Origin of the sequence: Janthinobacterium lividum, from assembly GCF_034424625.1 — a bacterium.
In the GTDB taxonomy this organism is placed as follows: Bacteria; Pseudomonadota; Gammaproteobacteria; order Burkholderiales; family Burkholderiaceae_D; genus Janthinobacterium; species Janthinobacterium lividum.
Map to the genome: position 1 here is coordinate 4,177,310 of NZ_CP139976.1, position 19,502 is coordinate 4,196,811.

Below are 19,502 nucleotides of genomic sequence, written 5' to 3' on the forward strand. Positions count from 1 at the left end.
TTATTTCCCAGGTATTGCAAAGCGGGCGAATGATCCAAACGGCGCCACATTCCGTGGATCCGTGAGACCGCATATCGCCTTGAACAACGTATGTTCAAATACCGTTTTCCCACGCATGTCCGATGTATCAAATCGCTTGTCCGAATCTGAGCGGAAATGCCAATACGCTTCAATGTCTCGGCCTTCCCGTGTCAGTTGAAGCCAGCGCTCGTCTGGAATCATCATTTCGGCCACAACCGTTTGACCCTTGATGCCACGGCCACGGCAGCAATTGCAGCCGCCATCTCTTCGCAAGAAGAAGTTGTCTCGCGGGAGATCAAAGCGTGTTTCGAAAATCGCCATATCATGGTGAATCCGATGCAGTTCCATGTCGGCGCCGTAACGCGTTCCCGCGATACCATGGGCGAATCTGGTTTCTCCCACATCCTGTATTGCGATCTTGCAAGTCGGACATAACAGCGGCACCAACGCCTGGTAGGACAGAAGGCCGAGTACATTGGGTGCTGTCAGGACGCTCCGGTTCAGGCCTATGCTTTGATCGGTTAGGCGCGGGACGATACCGGAGATAAACTGGGCGTGAAGCGTTCCCATCGCCATGTGGCCAGTAAAGACAATTTCTTGCGCAGCTGCCCCGCTCGACCGGTCTCGTATTTCGCCAATAAATGCGGCATCCAGGTCGCCACGCAGAAGATCCATCACGATTCCATTGAATTCCCGCTCGCTTCCGGCACGATCTTGCAGATTGCGTTGAAAGCTGATCTGATGCACACCCTTCAGCCGCAATTCGATCGGGTCTTCAATGGAAAAAAATGCCTGCCTTCCGTTGCCCGGGTGGCTTTCCCAAAATGATTGCGCGGTGGTCGTCTTTCCTGAGCCCGTGATGCCCGCGAGGATATTTATTTTCGGCGGCCCATAGGGAACCTCCTGGAACAAATCGATGTGTTCGGATGCATATCCCAACTCCTCGAACGTTCGTGATGGCGCATCGCTATCCGTATTAAGCAGCCGGCAAACGATCTTCGGTCCCGTTGGGCTTCGAAAGGATTGATAGCGCATCGCTATTTTTTTACCGTCAATCACTCGGCTTTTAATCATCGCGCTCGCGTTGACGTCGTCTTGAAACTGCGATTCGGTATTGGATCCGGTTTGTACATTGTTGGTATAGGCCCAGCTCACGGCGCCGCGCAATTGGGTGGCAGTAAAAATACCTTTATCTTTGCCTGGAAGCGGCTCAAGCTCTCCATCGATGCGGATCTGTACCGTTCCGCGTTCATTCTCGCAAACACAATGAATGTCGGAGGCGCCGGCACGCACAGCGATGTCGCCGATCGACTCGAAAAGCGTCTTCCACTCTGAGGAAGACGAGGCTTCCTCGCCACCGAATTGAGAAATGCGATGTTGATAATCATCAACCAGAGACTTGATGACCGCCGGCGAGCACGGAATCTGTCCACTCTCGACATGGTAGCCATGACTAACCAGCTTGGTACGCAGGTTGGTCAACGTCGCGCTGAGGTTGCCGGCATACTCTGGATCAACAATTATCGTTGCCCTTCCCTTGCTCTGCGTGATTGCTGCAACGGCATACTCCTGACCTTTGGGAATCTTGTACTGTCCCAGTTGATCGCCACCACTAACCAGCAGAATCTTGCCATCACCCAATTGGTCAAGATGCTCAACCTTTAAGGTGCGCCCAGTATGCAGCTGGCCCGCTGAATCAGCGCCGCCTGAAGCATGTTCAAGGCGCTGTCCCGCAGGCCTCACGGTGACCATCGTGCCAGGGCCAATGGGGTGCTCGGGATGGTTATTTCCTCGGAAAAGTGTGAGCATGCCTACCGCCTACTTCAACGATTGGCCAACAGCCATCAACCTGGAGGCAGGCGCTTTGACTTTCTTTTTTTGTGCACCTTTCAACGATGAAGCGTTGGCCGGCATTTCAAGATATACCTTGCCATTGGCAATATTCTTGATTTGCCATTGCTTGATGGTGTCACCGGCTTCCAGTTGCAGAAGTTCGCCGTCGGGCATGCGGAATCCAGCCTTTTCGTCACCGGCGGCACCAGCAACGTATTCGATTTTCGGGTAGATTTTTGGAGCACGATACAGTTTAGGAAATTCAGCCGGAGGCGCAGCGGCAGATGGCGCTGTGCTCATCAATCCTAACTTTTGAAACGCTTCGGCAGTGAGTTGTTGGCGCTGCGCATCGGCCACCTGCTGGATGGATAGAACGCCAGTGGGCGGCGTTTGTATTGCCTGCGCAATTGCCGGCGCGGCTGGAACATGCGCAGTTTTTGCGGATGCAGAAACGGATGGCGCCGCCTGGCCGGCCTTTGCCTGATCCGTTTTGGACGGCTCGGCCTTCGCCGGCAATATGGGGGCCCGTACGGTTGATGGCGGGCTGGCGACGAGGGGCGAATTCGTTTTGCCACTGCCCTCTGGTACTGGCATCTGTTGTGCGATCGCGGAAGTTGCCAGAGCAACAGCCGCCAATGTAGGTAGCAGTTTAGCGAACATATGTGGTGCCTTTTAGGGTAATTTTGAGTTGCTCGGATTTCCCGCCAGGAGAAAAGGTAATGGCAATGCTTTGCCACCACACGGATGCGGGAGTTCCATTAATGATGTCTTCGGCAAATGGGAATGGCGCTGTTACCGAGATCGGCCGAGCGATTACCGCGCTACCCCTTGGAAGACGGCTCCCATCGCCAATTGGGGGCTTGGGCCATGTCACAAAATCTTTCACCGGTTCGTCGATCGCAATGCCCGCATTGCGCCACAGCTGGAACGTATTGATGTTGCCTATCGTTGCTTGAGACTCTGTTTCAAATTGGCTCAATGAAGAAAGACCAGACGATTTGAGCTTCGACTTCCAGGCAAACAGCGAGACCTCTTCGTTGCTTTCTGCCAGATAGGTTTCCTGCTGACGTGCAGCAATTAGCGTATTAGTCGTTCCGCCCATGCGGTCCCAGAATGAGACGCAGCGCGAACGGTCGCACTCAATTTTCCGAAGCATCCAGCCCTGAGACCATACGGGGTAATTTTGCAGTTGGGCTAACGTCGCCTTGATCGAGGCACGCTCAAAGCCCAACGCACCGATATTGTCAGTCAATGCGGCTTGATAGGAAGGCATGGGGTTTTCCGCATCCAATGCAGCCTGGGCCGCGGCCAGCCTCCTGCTGGACTGTTCCTGATCATAGTAATAAACGCTGGCTGCTATGAGGACTGCGGCCAGCGTACCCAGCATGGCAACCGACCTTTTAAGCGGAATTTTTGCCAAGCGCGTGGATTTGCTTGCACAAGTCCAAAGCTGGCTTTCGCTTATCAGCTCGGCGAATGGGTGTATCTCTGTTTCATTGCTATAAATGGTATGCCCAAGGCAACCAAAACTGCCATTGATGACCGCCTCAAGAAAGGCCAGCGCGTCCGTGTCGGCCTTGAGCATGTCGACAACGGGTAAGCCGTCTTGTACCACGACAATTGCCACGGCCGAGTCAAGACGCCATGCCAGAACCATATTGGCGTTCTCGGGATACGCGCGCGCAAACACGGCGGCCAATGAGTGCTGTTCCCGCCCGGTAGGCTCCTCAATTTCGGCCAGGTTGGCCGTGCCGATGGTGGCCGACACCATCCCCGCGACGTTCGCCGCATGGATAATAATACGGTCAGCACCGTGATCGCCCGCAATGGTTCGCACTTCCCTTGTGATCGTGTTGCCGGACCGGTAATGCTGAAGAACACTCCAGTCCAGGCCAGCAATCATTACGCGCTTCTTTTCTTTAAAGATAAGCTGAGTCATATCATTTTGAACTTTAAAGAATGACTGGGCGAACGAAAATGACAAAGTTCTCCCGCTGCATTTCTATCTTGCGGCTCCCACCCCAACCGATCGATGCACCTTCCGCCAGTGACCGCTGATCCGTGGTCGTAACCAGGCGCGACAGGCCGGAAATCGCAATCACCTCACCTGGTTTCAATGCCACGGTGTATTGGTCGTTGACACTGCTGACCCGGGGTGTCTGTACCTTCTGAATAGTCAAACCGCTGCCAACGGTAACGTCAAACAGGCCGAGCAGATCCGACAAGGAAACACCGAATTTCAACAGCACGGTGTTGTTGTCCAGGATTTGCGGAAGAGCGACATACTGGTCGCCTGTCGTGATCTTGTCGGTTTTCAAGCCAGGGGCGCCCACTCCAGTCGAGCTTGCCGGTCCCGGAGTCGTCTCAGCCAAGTAGCCTTCCGTGGACAAGCGGGATTTCTTCGCCCAGGTCCGATTCAGGGCCAATAGAGAAACCGGGCGATATTGCACGCTTGTGCCGTATTGCTTCAGCAGGTTCACGATCACGGACGAATTGCCGAAACGCGCACTGGTGTTCGAGTTGTTTCCATCACCAGTATTCAGGATGTTCAGACCAATGCTGCCGCTTGTGGCGCCAGTCAGGGTGGATGGCGAGGTGATATTGGCACCGTAAATACCGGAGAGGGTATTAAACACAGCGGACCAGTTCAAGCCACGCTCGTCGTTGTCTGCCGTTCGCACGGAATAGATATCGAATTGGATCTGCGCCTGCCGGAGCATGGAAGTATTTTCCGATTTGAGGAAATCACGGACCTGACTCTGCATTTCACGCGACGTTTTCACGACCATGCGTCCAGAACCTTCAGAGCGGGTCACCGTTGAGCCAGGCACCGAGGAAATCATTTGCTTGACAGCCACCATGATTGAATTGACGGCATCGGCCTCTTTTTCACTTTCCTTCACTTCCAGCTGTGTCGATGCAGTTTGAGATGCGCCAGCGCCAGCAGTTCCACTGGAACCATTCGACGCCCCCCCGGTTGACATCGAATAATTGGTCTGGCCAGAAAAAGCCGCAACCTCATGGAATTCAGTGACGTACTTCATGATCACCACCGTGTTGTCGCGAAATTCCCAGGCCAGGCCAAGGCGATCAGTCAAGTGATTCAGAAAGCCCACCAAGGTGCCGTTCCACTTCATCTCCAGCGAATCAACAAGCACCTGCGGTGCCGCTGACTGAGGTGCAAAGGTATTTTGAATGAGCGGCAAAGGGCTTGGCGACAGCTGTCCAAGAGCTTGTGGATTAAATGGCGCAGGCGCGGCGCCACGTTGCACGCCCGCCTCGCCGTTGCGGGCCCACCCTTCCAGTGCATCCGGTTGTACGCGCACGGCAACGCCGGTCAACTCGGTCAATCGTGTGGCCACCGTGGTCAGCGATACAAAACGATTCTCCTTCTTGTCATTGAATTCGAGCCAGTACTTGGTTTTAAAAACCGACGGCAATTTGTCATCGTTTGTAACAGGAACCATTTGGGAACCCAGCCAAGCCTTTTTGGAGCGGCGCAGAACGGGCATGTTTGACTGCTCTGCGGCCAGCTTGTCCGCGTAATCGGATGATCCTCGCGTGGCGCCGCCGCCTTTGGGCGCAATGCCTCCCGTTCCCATCGAGGCTTTGTTAAGCGCGTTGCTGACATCATCGCTGGCGGCGCGCTGCAGTTGAGGCGACGTGCAGGCGGAAAGCAGGAATAGACCCAGCGGTATAATTTTCTTCATGATTTCAAATTTAAGGAGTTAGTCGGGGCACTCTTGCGACTGCTCGCCTTGGCGCGTAATGCGCACCAGTGGCGGAGAATTCGCGTACACGCAAGCCTCGAGCGGATACGCCCCATAGCGGATACCTGGGGTCATCAATGCCGCCTTCACGGCATCCTCAAAAGAACCAGTGAACGTTGACGTACTCTCGATAAGCAAATGCTTGTTCGCATCCCACTGGATGCGCCACCCTGCGATTTTGGCCCACCGTTCGAAGGTATTTGCCAAACGAATGTCTTCCGGTCGAACATCCCATTGCTGGACGGGATCGCCTCGCCCTTGAACCGTCTCGTCATCGCTGAGATAAGCGACGCCGTCATTGCTGCTTCTGGCACCTTCAGCTTGCTTAAGTTTTAATTCCAGGCGCTCGATCTTGTTCACAATGTCAGCAGTGGCAGCATTGCGCGCTGACGGGCCAGCAGGCATGGCCTGGCGTTGGCCATGGATCAACGATGTCTGCCGTCCATTCAGCTGAATTTTGATTTCTCGCGGCACCCCTGGCATCACGTAGGAATCGCCATCGGCCGTTGCGCCACGCACAATCAAGCCGGGAATGGCGTCGATGTACGTATTCTTTCCATCACTGTATGTCCGAACTTGTTGGCTCATCATCGCGTCCGCCAGGTAATATTGACTGTCGATGGCCGCCGCCGAGCTCGCGGCAAGCATTAACGCAACGAGGGAAATAGTTTTAAAAGAGTTCATGGGGGTAGTAATGTCCTGGTGGATAGTCGATGCCTATATTCGATTTTGAGCCAGAGCGCATCATTTTCCTTGCCGAGATGCCCATCTTTATTGGCAGTTTTTGGCCCAAGCGAACGCGCGTGATCACAACAGAAGTCAGCGCCGAATGAAGTGCTGACCGGCGCAAATTGCACGCCTGATCAGCAACTTAGGAAAAGTCGCCTTGTGGCAGACTGTGCGATTTTTAATCGTGATAAGGCATGACCGCCATGTCTTGCGCGACCATGAACATGAATGGGCTGCCAAAAGAAGTGCTAAGCGTTGGCGACAGGCTCTTGTTTCTCGCCATCATCGTATTCAAGGCATCGTTCAGAGCCAGCCCTGCTACGGAGCCAGTCGTCACATTGCCCCCGCCGTTTGAGGTTGTCGACACGGTATTCTGGCTACTAGGAAGCATGAGCGAGGTGGCCCCCAGAATGAAACTGGTCGAAAACATTTTCATGAAATGATTGTTCACGTCGGCCTTAATTCCACTTTGCCCGATCATGTTCGTCGCCGGCGCGCCGGCAAGGGAAATGTAACTACCATTGGGCAAGATTAATCGCGTCATGGCGAATAACAAGCTTTCTTGCCCGATCACTACTTCGCTGCTGTAGACGCCAATTAGCTTGCTTCCTTTCGGAATGAGGACAAAGCGTTGATGAATACTGTCGTAGACATCTGATGTGACTCGGGCGACAATTTTGCCAGGCAAATCGCTATTCACGCCGGTCAATAAAACGGCACGAATGGCCGTTCCTTCCTGAATCAGCGTGTGCGTCGGTGCGGACTGCTGGTGGAGCAGTGGCGTGGGACCAGTTCCTGCGGCGGCCGATAGAAACTCCTCATTCCGGCCCTTGGCCCTGCTGGCAACCGGCGCCGGGTTTCCGGCTAATGCGCGTAAAGTCGCATCGGCTTGCGCCTGCGCAGCACTGTCGCGTTTACTATTGGTCGCGGCAATTTCGGCTTCCAGTTGCTGTAGCTGACTTACAGGCTGACCCGCGTTTGCAACATCAGTGGCGAGCTTGAATTGCCCGGACACTTCGATTGGTGCCGAGCGTATCTCCTGTTCCCGCTGTTGACGCCCAAGGGCAGCGGCTTGCGCCGCCTCCTGTGGACTCATTCCGGAAGTCGAATTAAATGCCGCCGGCAAGGGATATGCCATATTGGCAGGTTCGGCATAGTCGCGGGAAACACGCGTGTTCACGCTGGCTTGAGCCGCTCCCCGACTTTGTCCGGACGGATTGTTTTGAGCTGCAGCTTGCGCTGGCATCTGTGGCCCAGGCGCCTTGGATGCCTGATCCTTCAGGCTATCGAGCAAAGTATTTGTATTGTTGGCTTGAGTCGCCTGATTGACGACCACATCAGGCTGGGCGGCTACTTTTTTTGCTGTCGCATGCTCGCCTGGCGCAAACATCCATACCAGGATGCCAATGATGGCGACTGGCATCAGGATCTTGCTGATACTGCTCAGCATATTCCTCGGTGGTTTTCCCTGATTGAGCTTATTGTTCTCCAGAACATGATTGGGAGCCCCGGATGGTGGAAAACCATCCCCTTCATCCAGTTCGGGGATATTGCTAAATGGGTCTTTCGCCATGATTACCGCCAGAATGTGCTGTGATTCGGTTTGCGCTTGGATATTTTCACTTCTGCCTTGCCTAATTTCAGAAGCAAATGTTGCGCGACTCTTTCGACGACGATCAATTCGCCCTTCACCTTGTAATTGATCAAAGAAGGACTCCCATCGTCCTCAATCAAAAAGACTGCCGGACTATCCTGGCTGTTCGGCATCCTGAGGTAGGTGGCCTTTCCATCCGTGTAGGCAGCGGTCGGCTTGAAAGTGGCATCGCCGCTGATATCGAACTCGAAGCTGAGTTCAGCTGGGCTTACATTCGCAGCCAAAACTTGCTCCCTCAGCCGGTCGTCTTCCGCGACGCGCACCGCTGCGGCGTTGTCTTGGCGAAGGCGAATTTCGGCAATCCGGTCGGGGTAGTCAAAACTCACTTTTTGATAAAGTTTTGATTCGCGCTTTCCGGAAATCAACTGAAATATGTACGAACGCTTGTTCGTGACGATCGTGAGCGAGGTTTCGATGCCTTCCCGATTCGGCTTGACATAGATGTTCCGAGGCCCACCCGAAACGCGCCACTGGATGGAATCTCCCGTCTTTGGCTCCTCCGTCAGGCCTTCATCCTCGCCCAGCTCAATAAAGGTGTGCCGGTTGGGCTGCGTAAACACCCGGAAAATGATATCGGGAGAATAGGTATAGCGGACGATTCGGTTTTCCATCGGTACGGGAATGGCCTCTGCCGCGGCGTCGATCAGCACTGGTTTTCGGGCTGTGATGGATTTTTGAACCGATGCACTTTGCACGTGCGGCGTCATGAAAATAGCGGAAAGGAGCGCGACGCTCACAATGTGGGAGGAAAGTTTCATTTCGAGAGCGCTTCTTCGCTGATGTTAAAACTGGTAATGAACAGGCCAGCCGGATTGCGCATGAGCTGTTCCCGCGTGGTCGGCTTTACGCGCGTAAAGGTAATACTCATGGCATATGTCATTTCAGTAACCTGGTCATTGCTGCGCGTGATGGTCTTAAACCGCAGGAAAGCAACATCGTTTTCAATGAAATTGATCGACTTGTATTCGTAGGTGCGAGAGTAGTTTGCATTGTTTTTAAGCGCCAGAAACGGGTTGTCCTTGATGCGAAGCTCCTTCAGCTGGGCCTGTGCGGTACCAACGACCAGTTCGGACGCCTCGCGGGTCGTGCCATCGATAGTGGCGCGATTGACGTCATATACAGAGTTGGCCCAACGGTTGAGGAAGAATCCGATGGAATCCTTGTCCGGCGTCCAATTGCCGACTGCCACACCATCCGCCACCAAACGCCCGCCAGCTTCCTTGGTCACCTGGATGGTTTCTACAGACTTCATCGGGAATAGATAGTTGAAGAGCGCTCCCTGCACTACCAATGCGACGGTCAGGCCACATGACACAAGAAACCAGCGATTTCGCTCAATAGTCGCGCGGGCGCCAGACTCAAAATGTTGTCGGGCAGTGTCGTCGGCAATCTGGCCTGGAGCGAAATCGGGAACCTTGCCCGCGAGGTTTTTTTGTTGTGGTTTCATGTGTTGATTGTGAAGAGGAAGGGCAAAGGAAGAACGACAAAACGACGCATTTTTCTGATCGGAATTTCAAAGGCAAGATACGCGTCGTGCAGGGGCAATAAAGATGGATAAAAATCAGATAAACTGGACCTCTACCCTTCTATTCGCCAGTTTTCCCTCCAGCGTTGAGTTATCGGCGATGAATCCGCCGGCGGGCCTATACGACAACTGGATCTTCTCCGGGGAGATGCCGCCTTGTATCAAAAATGCCTGAGTGGATGCCGCCCGCCCTTTTGCCAATCTGGAGCTTGCCGCATTGGCCTGAACGCTATCCGTGTATCCGGTAATTAACACTCTGCTCGCCCCTTTTGCCTTGGCAAGAAACAGGGATTTAGTTTGTCGATTGGGGGAAAAAGACACGCTGTTATTCTTGAAGTTCACACTGTAGGATGTGATCTTGATTTCGGCTGAGATCGGCGCAAACCGCTCGGCCAATGCCGTCTCCGATGCAGAAATCGGTGCTGATGGCACGATACGATCTGACGCCAGTTGGCTCTTCAACCGCGTGAGCTCCGCCCGCATTGCCGCGATTTCTGCCTTGAGGCGCCGCGTGGCTTTGAACTCTTCACTATCTGGACTGCCTGCTGTGCCGATCGCCAATGCGGGCTTGGGTAATACCGGCTTTGGAACGGTATTTCGCCTTATCGCGATTTTTCCCCAGCTGCGGTCCAGGCTGAGTGTCGTATGAATTCCTTTTACTACGGCACTTTGACCAACACGCGAATAGGTAATGGCACCTTGCGCCCCCATGAACACGGGTGCGCTTTCCTCAAAATTTCTGAGTTGTATGACGGTGTCCCCTTTTAATTCGAAGACCTGCACTATTTCATGCGCTTCGTCACCGTCCACAACGTACCCGAACTCAATCGCATCCTGAATTGGATTCGCCGTGCTGCATGCCGACAAGCATGCAACCAGGGCGAATCGAGAAATCGTCTTTTTTGTCATACTGATCTTCCAGGGTTTCTGAAGGCCTGAGCAGATGAACGCTCCGGCCGGTAGCGCGGCTAAGAAGTTTTCTTGCCAGGCAAAATCTTTGCCATGGCAGCCTTGCGAATTTTTCCTGCCCCGCCGGAGACTGACTTGGCTGCATCCTTGGCCGTTTTTGCGCCATCCTTGACGGCCGCTCCCGCTGTTTTAGTCGCGCCAAATGAGCCAGGAACCAGTGCATTGGCAATTGCAGGCGTTTGCTGGATAAGCGAATTAATGCTCATCAGGGTTATGGTGGCAATCAACATTCCGATTGCTGTAGGCGTGGGACTTGCGACCACTTCGGCAAAGCCAAATTGCTCAAACAGCGTCGCGGCGATGGAAACACTGACACCCAGCACGCCAGTCAAAACGGCTGCCGCGACCAGGAAACCGAGCCATTTCGAGAAATATTCCCGTGTCCACGGAGTGACAATCCCCGCAATGAAGATCGGGCCAAACGCCACAGCAACAGCGGTAAGAAATGGGCCCATCAGCAGCAGGCCCATGATCTCTGCCAGGCCGACGAAGCATAAAAGAATAATTGCCAAAGCAAAAATAACTGTTATCAATGCATCAAAAATCGCGACCATGGTGTTGTCAAGATTGAAGAAGCTTGCAGTTTTCAGGACGGTAGCCGTGCTGTTGGAAATCGCAGAAGCGATCATTTTTAGGATACTGGAATACATATTGAAGACCGATGTAATGGCATCCCCGCCGATCATTCGTATGAATTGAAGCGGTCCATCCGCCCCAGCGAAATCCTTTATGACCGTTGGATACTTGAGCAACAAGTAGGAGCAAAGGACCACAGGCAATCCAACATCGAATATTACGGTGAGCATTGAACCATTTTTCCCGCTCAAGACTCCCATTGCCTCAATGATCATGTAAAGAACAGCCAGCGATCCGGCGATCGCCAATGCCCACGGGATGGTCCTGAACGCGATTGTCAGACCTGCGTCAAACAGCGTTGTGGCAATAGGTCGGCGGGCATTTTCCTGGATATTTTTGACGCCATTATCGAGTTTATCAAAAAATGCACCAGGCGCCTTATTACCCTCCGCACTCGATGCGGCAGCCGCCGAGGATGCAACAACTGCACACATAACAAGAAGCATTGCGAGAAAGATGGATTTTATTTTGTTGTATTTTTTCATTTCCATTTACATATTTGAAAATCTTAGAGGTTGATTTACATAATTTTCCAGTCAACCGCCTGAATCAATTATGTGAAATTCTTACTAGAATATCTTTGAAAAACCAGAGAGGCAAAACATGGCGGTCAAAAAAAGAGTCTTGACGCGGCATAGCCATGCATGTGCTTATCTGACGGGAGTGGCAGACTATTTCATGTTGTCATGTATCGTTATCACCTGCCAATAAATAAGCTACTCCACGAAAATCTTGTACCCCCATGACCATCTTCGCCCTGCGTACATTTCTATACGCAGGTTAAATCGTCCACTACGGGCGATCGTATTTTGCAGCCTCATCCAGCAGTTTTTGCTGATATTCACTCATTACCTTTTGCCCTGCTTTTCGGGCGGCATCATCAAGATGAACGTCGATTTGCTTAGAGTCTCCCTGCATCTTCAATGTCGCCACCATCAGCTGATTTTGTCCTACCATCATGTCAATTGCGGCACCAACGCTTTGGATGGCCGCAGTCTGCCCCGTCGACTTCTCGAGCTCTTTCACGATAACTTGACGCCGTGTCGCAATTTGAGTCAATGATTTATTAAGCAATTCGTATTGTGCAGCCAATGATTGGGCTTGATTACCCAGAATGGTCGAACGAGAGGTCAAGAATCTTTTCCAGCTGAAATCCGAAGAACCGAACTCAGCCTTTACATTCTGCGAGAGTTGTTTACTTTGATTCATTACCACCACCAACTGGTCGCCAGCTCTTTTGAGGTCCCGGTACAACGCCAATTCATTCTCGACGCCTGCCAATTTCGCGAGCCCATCGACAGACGCCAAGGATCTGGCCAAAGCAATTGTTTGTTGAATCTGCTTAATATACGAGGCAGCGGTGCTAACCTCTGTTTTAACAGCCGCGATGGCAGTCGATGTATTTTGGATGAGGTTAGTTGGATCAATCACGATATCACCTACGCCAAAGATGGCGTTCGCTGGCGCGGTCAGAAAGGCCAACAAAAAGGATGAGATCACGACGAAAAATTTGAACTTGGATTTCATATGATTTCCCGGGTTAATTGAATTGCACTCACATCGAACTGACTTCTTGCAGATATCTTGCCTTCCAGTCGACAGCGCCGCTGGCGTAATGCCGATCGAAAATACCCAAGATCGTTTCCTCGGATCTGAGATAGGCCAACTCAGCCGCGCTGAATGAGGTCTGTAAGACGCGGGCTGTCGATGCTCCGCCCCCCTCGGAAGACTGGATCAGAAGATAGTCACGTTTTGGTATCAGCTGGGCAATCATGTCGATATGATGATCTGCCAAAGCGAAATACTTCTGGTACGCCGCGCGATGTGGCTCCACCTTTTCGTTGTAGAGCATCAGGAAACTGAAAATATTATCCAGAATCGATGCCGCGATATCTGAATTGCTGATCGCTTCCGGCGATTGGATCGTCATCCAGATGAATGCATTCTTTTTGCGGAAAGTTTTCAGCCAGTCATCAAGAATGTCCTTGAACTTGGGGTTCGCGATCAGAAAAGTGGCCTCTTCGATATAAATAAACGTCGGCGTGCCATCCAGCGAGACATAGATTTTTCGGAATGCATAGTCCATGAAGGCGCGCGACAAACGCTCCACAGCCATCAGATCCTTCATTTCGATAGTGGTCCAGTCGGCCAGTGAAAAGTCGTCTTCGTCCGTATCAAACATCCCGTACGGCCGGCCCTCAAGCCACTCACCTAGTTCGGCCTCAAGCCGCCTCGGCAGCATTGCTGCAAGCGTGCTCAAGCGAAGTGGCTTGCCCGTCCGTTCATATTCTTGCGCCAAGCCAGTCAAGGCCGTGTCGAGGTCGGCGCGGTCTTCGGTAGTCGCGGCAAAGTCTCCCTCGGCAAATCGCCGCAGAATAAATTCGCGCACCCAAAGCTGGCCGTCCGGCGAGCCGTCCATCATGGCAAACAGCGGATTGAACTTCCCAACGCCAGTACGGATGTCAATATGACGCCCATCGTGCAAGGCTGTCAGAACCTTGCACGAATAATTCCGGTCGAAGATATATGTATTTCTCTTCGGATAACGCTGAAATTGCGACAGACAGAAGTTGACGAATGTGGTTTTGCCGCCGCCAGTGGGAGCGATCAGGAGCAGATGACCAATTTGTCCCACATGGGGGGAGAAATAGGATCGCGTACCGTATGCATTGCCGAATACGGCGAAACTCGACACGGGGCGCTGAAAAATCATCGAGGAAAAGTACTTGTGCGAACGTGACCCTTCATCAAGCGTAAACATCGGCGTACAGTCGGCAACGTTTTCCCCGGACATCAATTCATAGCGCGTTTGCATTGCCCACTGGCCAGGCAGCATCGACGCAAAGGCCGGCAAGGTGTTCAGCCGTTCACGTATCATTCCAAACCGGGCTGCGCTCATTTTTTGATCCGCCTCTGAAACGCGCGCCTCCAGTTCCGGAATGCTATCGCCGTACAGGAAGACTGTAAGATTGTGGTAGGCGTAGGTAATGCCCTCGCTGCCAATTCGCGCGTTCGCGGCCTTGCACTCGTCGAACAGCTCACGTTTGCCAGCCTTTGGCTCGGCTACGTTGCCGGTCGCCGCAGCAAACGAATGCGCAATAAGACCATACTGCGTCAGGTTGTAATATTCGATAGCCTTGTCAATCTCAGCGGTACTTTCAGGAGAATTGAGGAAGCGCGTGATTTGACACACGGTCAGCTCGGCGTCCATCTTCAACAATGTCTCAAATAACATCGGAGAGGTATGGTCTGGCCATTTGATGACGCCCATCGCCGCGCAATAAACCGTACGCGTGTTGCCCTTGAACTGAATCACATCAGGCCCACTGGCGACGTAGTTTGCCGGTGCCCAGGAGTCAAGCATCATTCGCTCAGGCTTGGCATGCGTGGCCGGCGGGCTGGCGCGATTCAGAAGCGTAGCGAGGGTCCTGTCAAAACCCGAGCTTTTGGAAAGGCGCGTGAAATTCAGCGGCGATGCGCTGGTAAAGGCCGAGATAATCCTTTCAAAGGCCCCAATATTGCTACGCAGGACACCCATGTCTTTGGCGAATGCGCGGCTACCTGACAACGACTCTTTGATTGCTTTAATCACCGCACTACCGATGGCCGCGCCCTCCTCAGTTTGGATGCGTTCCACTCGGTCAAAGAACTTGTTCGCCCCAGTTTCACCGGTGAACAACATATAGAACTTGTAATCAAGGGTGTAGTGCTCTCCGTCCGTAAAGCTCCTGGAATAAATAGTGTCCAGATCCTTCGCCGCCTGGCTGGTAAATTCCCCGCTGATATAGGATGTATCCTTGCGCTTGTCAACGATCCACCAGGCAGTGATACGGCTGTCCAATAGCGCATTCGATGCTTCGATACGCGTAGCTGTCCCGTCGACCTTTGAGTCGCTGACATTGTCAGGATCGATGCCGCGGTAGTCAAAAGCGGCCAATAAGGAACCATCTTTATTCAGCACGAGTTCGGGTGTGATGAAGTCGATCCATGGACAAAGCGCCTGCAGGGGATGCCCCAAGTCCGTCTCGCGGAATTTAATTTTCAACATGATTTGGTGTCGCTAGAATCTGATTCCGCGCCCGACTTTGTGTGGGCGTTCAAAAGTGGCGGGTAAACTTTCTCGGGCATGGGGGTGATAGGAATCCGCCAGCCGCGCATAGTTGACATACATCTCAAAGATCCTGGCATCCTTTTGGAAAAGCCATTGCAATATGAGGTGCGCTGTGAACCCGACGCTGATCGGGATTCCCGCCCAAAGCCAGCCTTGGGAGGAGCCGGTGAGAACTGCCACTAGGGCGGTCGGTCCCCAACAATACCCAAGAGCCTTGGAGGACACTCCGTAGTTTAGTCTGGGCAAGCTGATTGCCCGGGTCACTGGCGAAGTGCGCATGTGTTATACGACGCAGGAAGTGGTCAAGCCGGAATTGGTAATCAATGCCGAACCGGCAATGACGACTGCAGCGGTAACACCAACCTTGATTACAACGTCATGCAGTTTGGCTACGCCAAAGATGTGCTCAAGAGCCCAAAGTACGATCGTGACCAAACACGCCGTGCCGACAATCGCCTTGAAATACTGTGCGATATAGCAGAAGAAATTTGCGCCGGCGCCAGCTTGAGCCTGCGCAAGCGCGATCTCTGGAATGGCCACACAAAGGATAGCCGCCAAGGTTTGGAGGCAGGATTTCTGAGATGGTGTATTGGCGATGATCGCGGCCTTAAGGTATGCAAAAGTGAACTTCTTAGGCGACGTTTTCGAGGACATAATTTCCATTTATAACTCCTTTAACAAGACAGATTTCTTGGATTTTGCGAATTACCCGGGCCTGTCCATCCGAGAATTCGATACTGCGATTTACAAAGACAACGACCTTTACCGACTTTGCGATATAACCCCTGGCAAGTTCCGAGGAAATCGATGCATTTGCTGGCAAGCTCATCTGAAACAACATCTCCAGCGCGCCAAGGGCTTCTTCTGCAGAGTCAGCATGGATGGTAGAAATCGAACCCGGGTGGCCAGAGTTGAAGGCACGAATCAGGTCGTAGGTTTCGTCGCCGCGGGTTTCTCCCAATATCAGGCGGTCTGGCCGCGACCGCATGGCCATCTTGACCATGTCCCGGGCCGAAATGCCTTCATCCGGATTTGTCAGCAAGGGAATGAAATTCGGGACAGATATCTGGATTTCGCGCGAATCTTCGATTGTGATGATGCGCTCATGACCAGGAATCTTGTTCAGGAGGGCGTTCAACAGCGTTGTTTTGCCAGATCCCGTGCCACCGGCGATGATCAAGTTGTTCCGATCATGGAGAACTAACTGTTCAATCGTCTGCGCTTGTTTTGCGGTCAACGCCTGCTTCTTATTGATCAGATCCTCCATGGTGGGGCGATCTCCCGCATCCTGGTGTTTGCGGATCGTGATGAATGAACCGCCTGGACTCACGGGGGAAAGTGCACCCGAGATTCGCAAATCATCAATGCTTGCATTAACAATTGCCGAGTTAGTATTGGCCCGGGCATCCTTCCGGACATGTTTTGCCACTGCCTTGATGGCAGTCGAGATCATGTGTTCGGTGAGCAGTTGGCCGACATAAGTAATTGTTCCCGCTGCCTCGACAAAGACGTGGCCACCTGGATTGACCATGATCTCTGTGACCGTTTTGTCTTTCAGCCAGGCAGCCAGTGGAACGAGTTGGCTATTCAGGATATCAATTACAATTTGCGGATTCAGCATCGGGTTTTTTTTGATTTGTTTCGATCATCATGGGAGCAACAGCTGGACGAATCATCCATGTAGCGCCGGCTTGCAATCCGTCAAATCCGACACTCAATTTCCCATGTTTCAGAATGCGTGCCTGGAGCAACATAAAGTTCTACCGACGCACACATAACCCGTTGATCTGCTGGGACTATTCTTCATGCACCTCGGAAATTGGACCTTGCTTGTGTTGGAGGTCGGAAATTGAGCGGCGTATGAGAAGGCGTTTGGCCTCTGCTTCGACAACAACAGCGAATGCTTCTCATGCCGCATGCCGCATGCCATTTTTGCAGGACGTGCGGACACTGCAGGAGACCGGCGAACCACGTTGACATGCGTTTGCTGCCAGCGTTAGGCGGCGGCCTGTAGCCTTTGAGAACGGCATGGCCGCGCCCCTGCGCCCTCAGACAGGTCCGCCAGCAACATGTCAAAACGCTGGATGTGAGGAACAAGATATGCTGCCGGCGTTAGCGCCGGTTCAGACCTGGCATAGCGTGGTTGAGCAATGCCAATCAACGCCCACCTGTCACTACCGTGCAGGCTGACGAGGGGTTAAGAGGAATCGACGGCGCGATCAGGCTATCTTGGCAACTGCAGCGGATGCATCAATAGCGGTCGCTTGTATCAGGCCCTGCCCTGCCTCCTGACCGGTATTCGCTTCCGCCAATGCATCGCCACGTTGACGGAAGGCACGGACTGTGCGGTTAAGCAGGCCAGCAAGTTCCCGCAGGCCCTTTTTGACCTTGCCTTCCTGGGCTTCGATCTCATCTTGTCCAACTTCGCCATTCCATTGCAATTTAACCAAGTTAGTCAGCGTACGATCGTTTCTTTCGATGACGCTAAGCACGCGCTTGCTCAAGAGAGTGCGCAGCTGTACCTCATGCTTTGCTGCCGGACTGGTATACATGGGCAGAACCGATGAGTCAGTTAGCATCATTTGCATGGATTGCTGAACTGATTTTTCGGAGGCGCTCGCGTCTGCTTCCAGTTCACAGACCTTATCGGTAATCATCTGCATCAATACTTCAGCACCGGCCTTGCCGACAAACATTTCACCGCGCTTCCACGTGACATAGATACCATTCTCAATGCTGGAAAACCAACGTTCGAATGCAGAGCCGACGCTGCGTTCGTTCAAGCTTACCGTCACAAGAATGGAGGCGACACCGTCATGCCGGTTGGACAGCTGCTTTACACCGCGCGCCCGTTGACGCTGTGCGCGCTCGCGCAATGCGACAACTTCGCTCTCCGAAATAATGCTGACTCCGGAAGATGCGCCGCCAGCTGCGCCACCGTCGAGAATATGGGTGAGTTGATCATCCGCGGCAGCGATTTCCGAGATCGCTGTGTGCAATTCTGTGTGTGCGGTTGGACTTTCGATTGTCATGACGATTCCGTTTGTGGTTAAGAATCATCATGCTGCCAATCTTCCCGGCAACGCTTACAGTGAAAAACTGTATTTTTTCAGCAGTATTGCCGTCCCCAGGCAGACAATCCAGGAAATGCCGAATTCCAGTTGTTTTGGGTTTGATATTGCTCTAAGAAAATATTGCGCCGTTGCTAAAGTCCAAGTTTCAACTAACTATGGCGCGTTGTCGCGAAGGTCTTCTTGATGAGTGAAACTATAGAATCACGCCCGCTCCATTTTGGAGAGGACCGGCCTGTCGCTGCGATGTGGCGCCGGTCGGAAGCAAAGCCATATAGCCGTCTCTTTTCCACAGAATGGGCCAACCTCGCCGAAGAACAATATCTGTCAAGAGCGATTCAAAGCTTGCCGAAGACAACAGCCGACAATACGCCGGCAGCAACCGAGTCACTCAGCGCGCGCTTTGGTTGCGCAGCAAATGATCATCATGTGGGACTGGCGCAGGAGCGCCAACATCCAAGACCTGCAGCGTATATGCCCTTTTTTGATCAACAGCATGCTGCCATGCGGATACAGGATGGTGCTTCAGGCAATCCGGCAGGAAAATGGTTTGGCGATACAGCCATTTTCTCAACGCTGTTGCCACGGTACTCTCAGCAGTTCTTGCATTCAGCGGCATCCCTGTCCCGACAGTGCTGCTATCACGCAGGTACGCTCATTGCCGAGCAACTTCGATACCGCGCTGCTCCTTTTTTCCAGAAGTCCATAGTATTGCCATGGCGCGTAGTGCTGGCCACGGCAGTCGTCGTCATCGTTGCCGGTAGTGCCCATCATTTCTACGCTCGGGCAGAAAATTTATACCGCGATTTTACAATGGCGACCCGTACGATCTCCGAGCTGCAAAGCAGATTGGCAACGATTGAAACGACGTCGCGTCCAATGCAGCCAGTAAAGCCAGTATCCGTCACCGTACCAGACCAGGCGAACATGCAAATGCAAGCGTTCGGATCTGTCGATTTGCCACTGCCGCCACTACCAATCGTGATGCAATCCAGTAGCCGTCAGGTAGCCACCGTAAGCGTAGGCAAGCTGACTTCAAAGGAGGCTGCACGGGAAGGTGAAGACATCGCGGAGAGCCCGATGAAGAAGGTTGATGATATTCCCGAAGCTGGCAAATTTGTTCTTTTATCTCAAGAGCCAAGACCAGCCAGCAAGAGCTTCAGACTGCTCAGCGAGAAATAAC

17 protein-coding genes are annotated in these 19,502 nt (G+C 52.8%); 2 read left to right on the top strand and 15 right to left on the bottom strand.

Features of this window, described 5'->3' with window-relative positions; all coding sequences use genetic code 11:
• From U0004_RS18900 to U0004_RS18970, 15 genes are all read right to left on the bottom strand, one after another.
• Window positions 1-1,830: an ATPase, T2SS/T4P/T4SS family gene (locus U0004_RS18900; RefSeq protein ID WP_081345710.1), complete on the bottom strand. Its 1,830-nt coding sequence runs from the start codon at window positions 1,828-1,830 to the stop codon at window positions 1-3.
• A gap of 9 nt (window positions 1,831-1,839) precedes the next feature.
• The gene (locus U0004_RS18905) at window positions 1,840-2,514 is read right to left on the bottom strand and encodes a hypothetical protein (RefSeq protein ID WP_070257633.1); all 675 of its coding nucleotides are present in this window, start codon (window positions 2,512-2,514) and stop codon (window positions 1,840-1,842) included.
• Window positions 2,504-3,838: a type 4b pilus protein PilO2 gene (locus U0004_RS18910; RefSeq protein ID WP_139144194.1), complete on the bottom strand. Its 1,335-nt coding sequence runs from the start codon at window positions 3,836-3,838 to the stop codon at window positions 2,504-2,506. Before U0004_RS18910 ends, U0004_RS18905 begins: the two co-directional genes overlap by 11 nt.
• Complete coding sequence (locus tag U0004_RS18915) at window positions 3,807-5,564, bottom strand: type II secretion system protein GspD (RefSeq protein WP_070257635.1); 1,758 nt, start codon at window positions 5,562-5,564, stop codon at window positions 3,807-3,809. The genes U0004_RS18910 and U0004_RS18915 overlap by 32 nt, the downstream gene beginning before the upstream one ends.
• 18 nt (window positions 5,565-5,582) lie before the next feature.
• Window positions 5,583-6,308, bottom strand: coding sequence for a TcpQ domain-containing protein (locus tag U0004_RS18920; protein WP_081345711.1), 726 nt, complete (start codon window positions 6,306-6,308; stop codon window positions 5,583-5,585).
• 223 nt (window positions 6,309-6,531) lie between these two features.
• The gene (locus U0004_RS18925; RefSeq protein WP_070257637.1) at window positions 6,532-7,926 is read right to left on the bottom strand and encodes a TraB/TrbI/VirB10 family type IV secretion system protein; all 1,395 of its coding nucleotides are present in this window, start codon (window positions 7,924-7,926) and stop codon (window positions 6,532-6,534) included.
• A gap of 2 nt (window positions 7,927-7,928) precedes the next feature.
• Window positions 7,929-8,765: a TrbG/VirB9 family P-type conjugative transfer protein gene (locus U0004_RS18930; RefSeq protein WP_070257638.1), complete on the bottom strand. Its 837-nt coding sequence runs from the start codon at window positions 8,763-8,765 to the stop codon at window positions 7,929-7,931.
• Window positions 8,762-9,454: a VirB8 family type IV secretion system protein gene (locus U0004_RS18935; RefSeq protein ID WP_070257639.1), complete on the bottom strand. Its 693-nt coding sequence runs from the start codon at window positions 9,452-9,454 to the stop codon at window positions 8,762-8,764. Before U0004_RS18935 ends, U0004_RS18930 begins: the two co-directional genes overlap by 4 nt.
• A 114-nt stretch (window positions 9,455-9,568) precedes the next feature.
• Complete coding sequence (locus tag U0004_RS18940; protein ID WP_070257640.1) at window positions 9,569-10,441, bottom strand: OmpA family protein; 873 nt, start codon at window positions 10,439-10,441, stop codon at window positions 9,569-9,571.
• Window positions 10,442-10,500: 59 nt separating this feature from the next.
• The gene (locus U0004_RS18945; RefSeq protein WP_070257641.1) at window positions 10,501-11,628 is read right to left on the bottom strand and encodes a type IV secretion system protein; all 1,128 of its coding nucleotides are present in this window, start codon (window positions 11,626-11,628) and stop codon (window positions 10,501-10,503) included.
• Window positions 11,629-11,929: 301 nt separating this feature from the next.
• A complete protein-coding gene (locus U0004_RS18950) occupies window positions 11,930-12,664 on the bottom strand; it encodes a hypothetical protein (RefSeq protein WP_070257642.1) in 735 nt (244 codons plus the stop codon).
• A 28-nt stretch (window positions 12,665-12,692) separates the two neighbouring features.
• The gene (locus U0004_RS18955; protein WP_070257643.1) at window positions 12,693-15,185 is read right to left on the bottom strand and encodes a VirB4 family type IV secretion system protein; all 2,493 of its coding nucleotides are present in this window, start codon (window positions 15,183-15,185) and stop codon (window positions 12,693-12,695) included.
• A 345-nt stretch (window positions 15,186-15,530) separates the two neighbouring features.
• Entirely contained in the window at window positions 15,531-15,911 is a 381-nt protein-coding gene (locus U0004_RS18960; protein ID WP_139144195.1) for a hypothetical protein, read from the bottom strand.
• Window positions 15,880-16,869 (bottom strand): CpaF family protein, encoded by a 990-nt coding sequence (locus tag U0004_RS18965; RefSeq protein ID WP_070257645.1) that lies wholly within the window; start codon window positions 16,867-16,869, stop codon window positions 15,880-15,882. Before U0004_RS18965 ends, U0004_RS18960 begins: the two co-directional genes overlap by 32 nt.
• 598 nt (window positions 16,870-17,467) lie before the next feature.
• Window positions 17,468-18,280, bottom strand: a complete 813-nt coding sequence (locus U0004_RS18970) for a hypothetical protein (protein ID WP_070257646.1) — start codon at window positions 18,278-18,280, stop codon at window positions 17,468-17,470.
• Between U0004_RS18970 and U0004_RS18975 the strand changes: the two genes are divergently transcribed.
• Both U0004_RS18975 and U0004_RS18980 read left to right on the top strand, forming a co-directional pair.
• Window positions 18,279-18,506, top strand: coding sequence for a hypothetical protein (locus U0004_RS18975; protein WP_139144196.1), 228 nt, complete (start codon window positions 18,279-18,281; stop codon window positions 18,504-18,506). The two genes, U0004_RS18970 and U0004_RS18975, sit on opposite strands and share 2 nt — an antisense overlap.
• Window positions 18,506-19,501, top strand: coding sequence for a hypothetical protein (locus U0004_RS18980; RefSeq protein WP_139144197.1), 996 nt, complete (start codon window positions 18,506-18,508; stop codon window positions 19,499-19,501). The genes U0004_RS18975 and U0004_RS18980 overlap by 1 nt, the downstream gene beginning before the upstream one ends.
• Window position 19,502 lies beyond the last annotated feature (1 nt).

Bases quoted from the DNA above. Each gene is read 5' to 3' on its own strand.
- U0004_RS18955 (WP_070257643.1), bottom strand. From the start codon at position 15,185: ATGTTGAAAATTAAATTCCGCGAGACGGACTTGGGGCATCCCCTGCAG.
- U0004_RS18960 (WP_139144195.1), bottom strand. From the start codon at position 15,911: ATGGAAATTATGTCCTCGAAAACGTCGCCTAAGAAGTTCACTTTTGCA.
- U0004_RS18905 (WP_070257633.1), bottom strand. From the start codon at position 2,514: ATGTTCGCTAAACTGCTACCTACATTGGCGGCTGTTGCTCTGGCAACT.
- U0004_RS18930 (WP_070257638.1), bottom strand. From the start codon at position 8,765: ATGAAACTTTCCTCCCACATTGTGAGCGTCGCGCTCCTTTCCGCTATT.
- U0004_RS18915 (WP_070257635.1), bottom strand. From the start codon at position 5,564: ATGAAGAAAATTATACCGCTGGGTCTATTCCTGCTTTCCGCCTGCACG.
- U0004_RS18900 (WP_081345710.1), bottom strand. From the start codon at position 1,830: ATGCTCACACTTTTCCGAGGAAATAACCATCCCGAGCACCCCATTGGC.
- U0004_RS18970 (WP_070257646.1), bottom strand. From the start codon at position 18,280: ATGACAATCGAAAGTCCAACCGCACACACAGAATTGCACACAGCGATC.
- U0004_RS18975 (WP_139144196.1), top strand. From the start codon at position 18,279: ATGACGATTCCGTTTGTGGTTAAGAATCATCATGCTGCCAATCTTCCC.
- U0004_RS18965 (WP_070257645.1), bottom strand. From the start codon at position 16,869: ATGCTGAATCCGCAAATTGTAATTGATATCCTGAATAGCCAACTCGTT.
- U0004_RS18925 (WP_070257637.1), bottom strand. From the start codon at position 7,926: ATGGCGAAAGACCCATTTAGCAATATCCCCGAACTGGATGAAGGGGAT.
- U0004_RS18945 (WP_070257641.1), bottom strand. From the start codon at position 11,628: ATGGAAATGAAAAAATACAACAAAATAAAATCCATCTTTCTCGCAATG.
- U0004_RS18950 (WP_070257642.1), bottom strand. From the start codon at position 12,664: ATGAAATCCAAGTTCAAATTTTTCGTCGTGATCTCATCCTTTTTGTTG.
- U0004_RS18980 (WP_139144197.1), top strand. From the start codon at position 18,506: ATGAGTGAAACTATAGAATCACGCCCGCTCCATTTTGGAGAGGACCGG.
- U0004_RS18920 (WP_081345711.1), bottom strand. From the start codon at position 6,308: ATGAACTCTTTTAAAACTATTTCCCTCGTTGCGTTAATGCTTGCCGCG.
- U0004_RS18940 (WP_070257640.1), bottom strand. From the start codon at position 10,441: ATGACAAAAAAGACGATTTCTCGATTCGCCCTGGTTGCATGCTTGTCG.
- U0004_RS18935 (WP_070257639.1), bottom strand. From the start codon at position 9,454: ATGAAACCACAACAAAAAAACCTCGCGGGCAAGGTTCCCGATTTCGCT.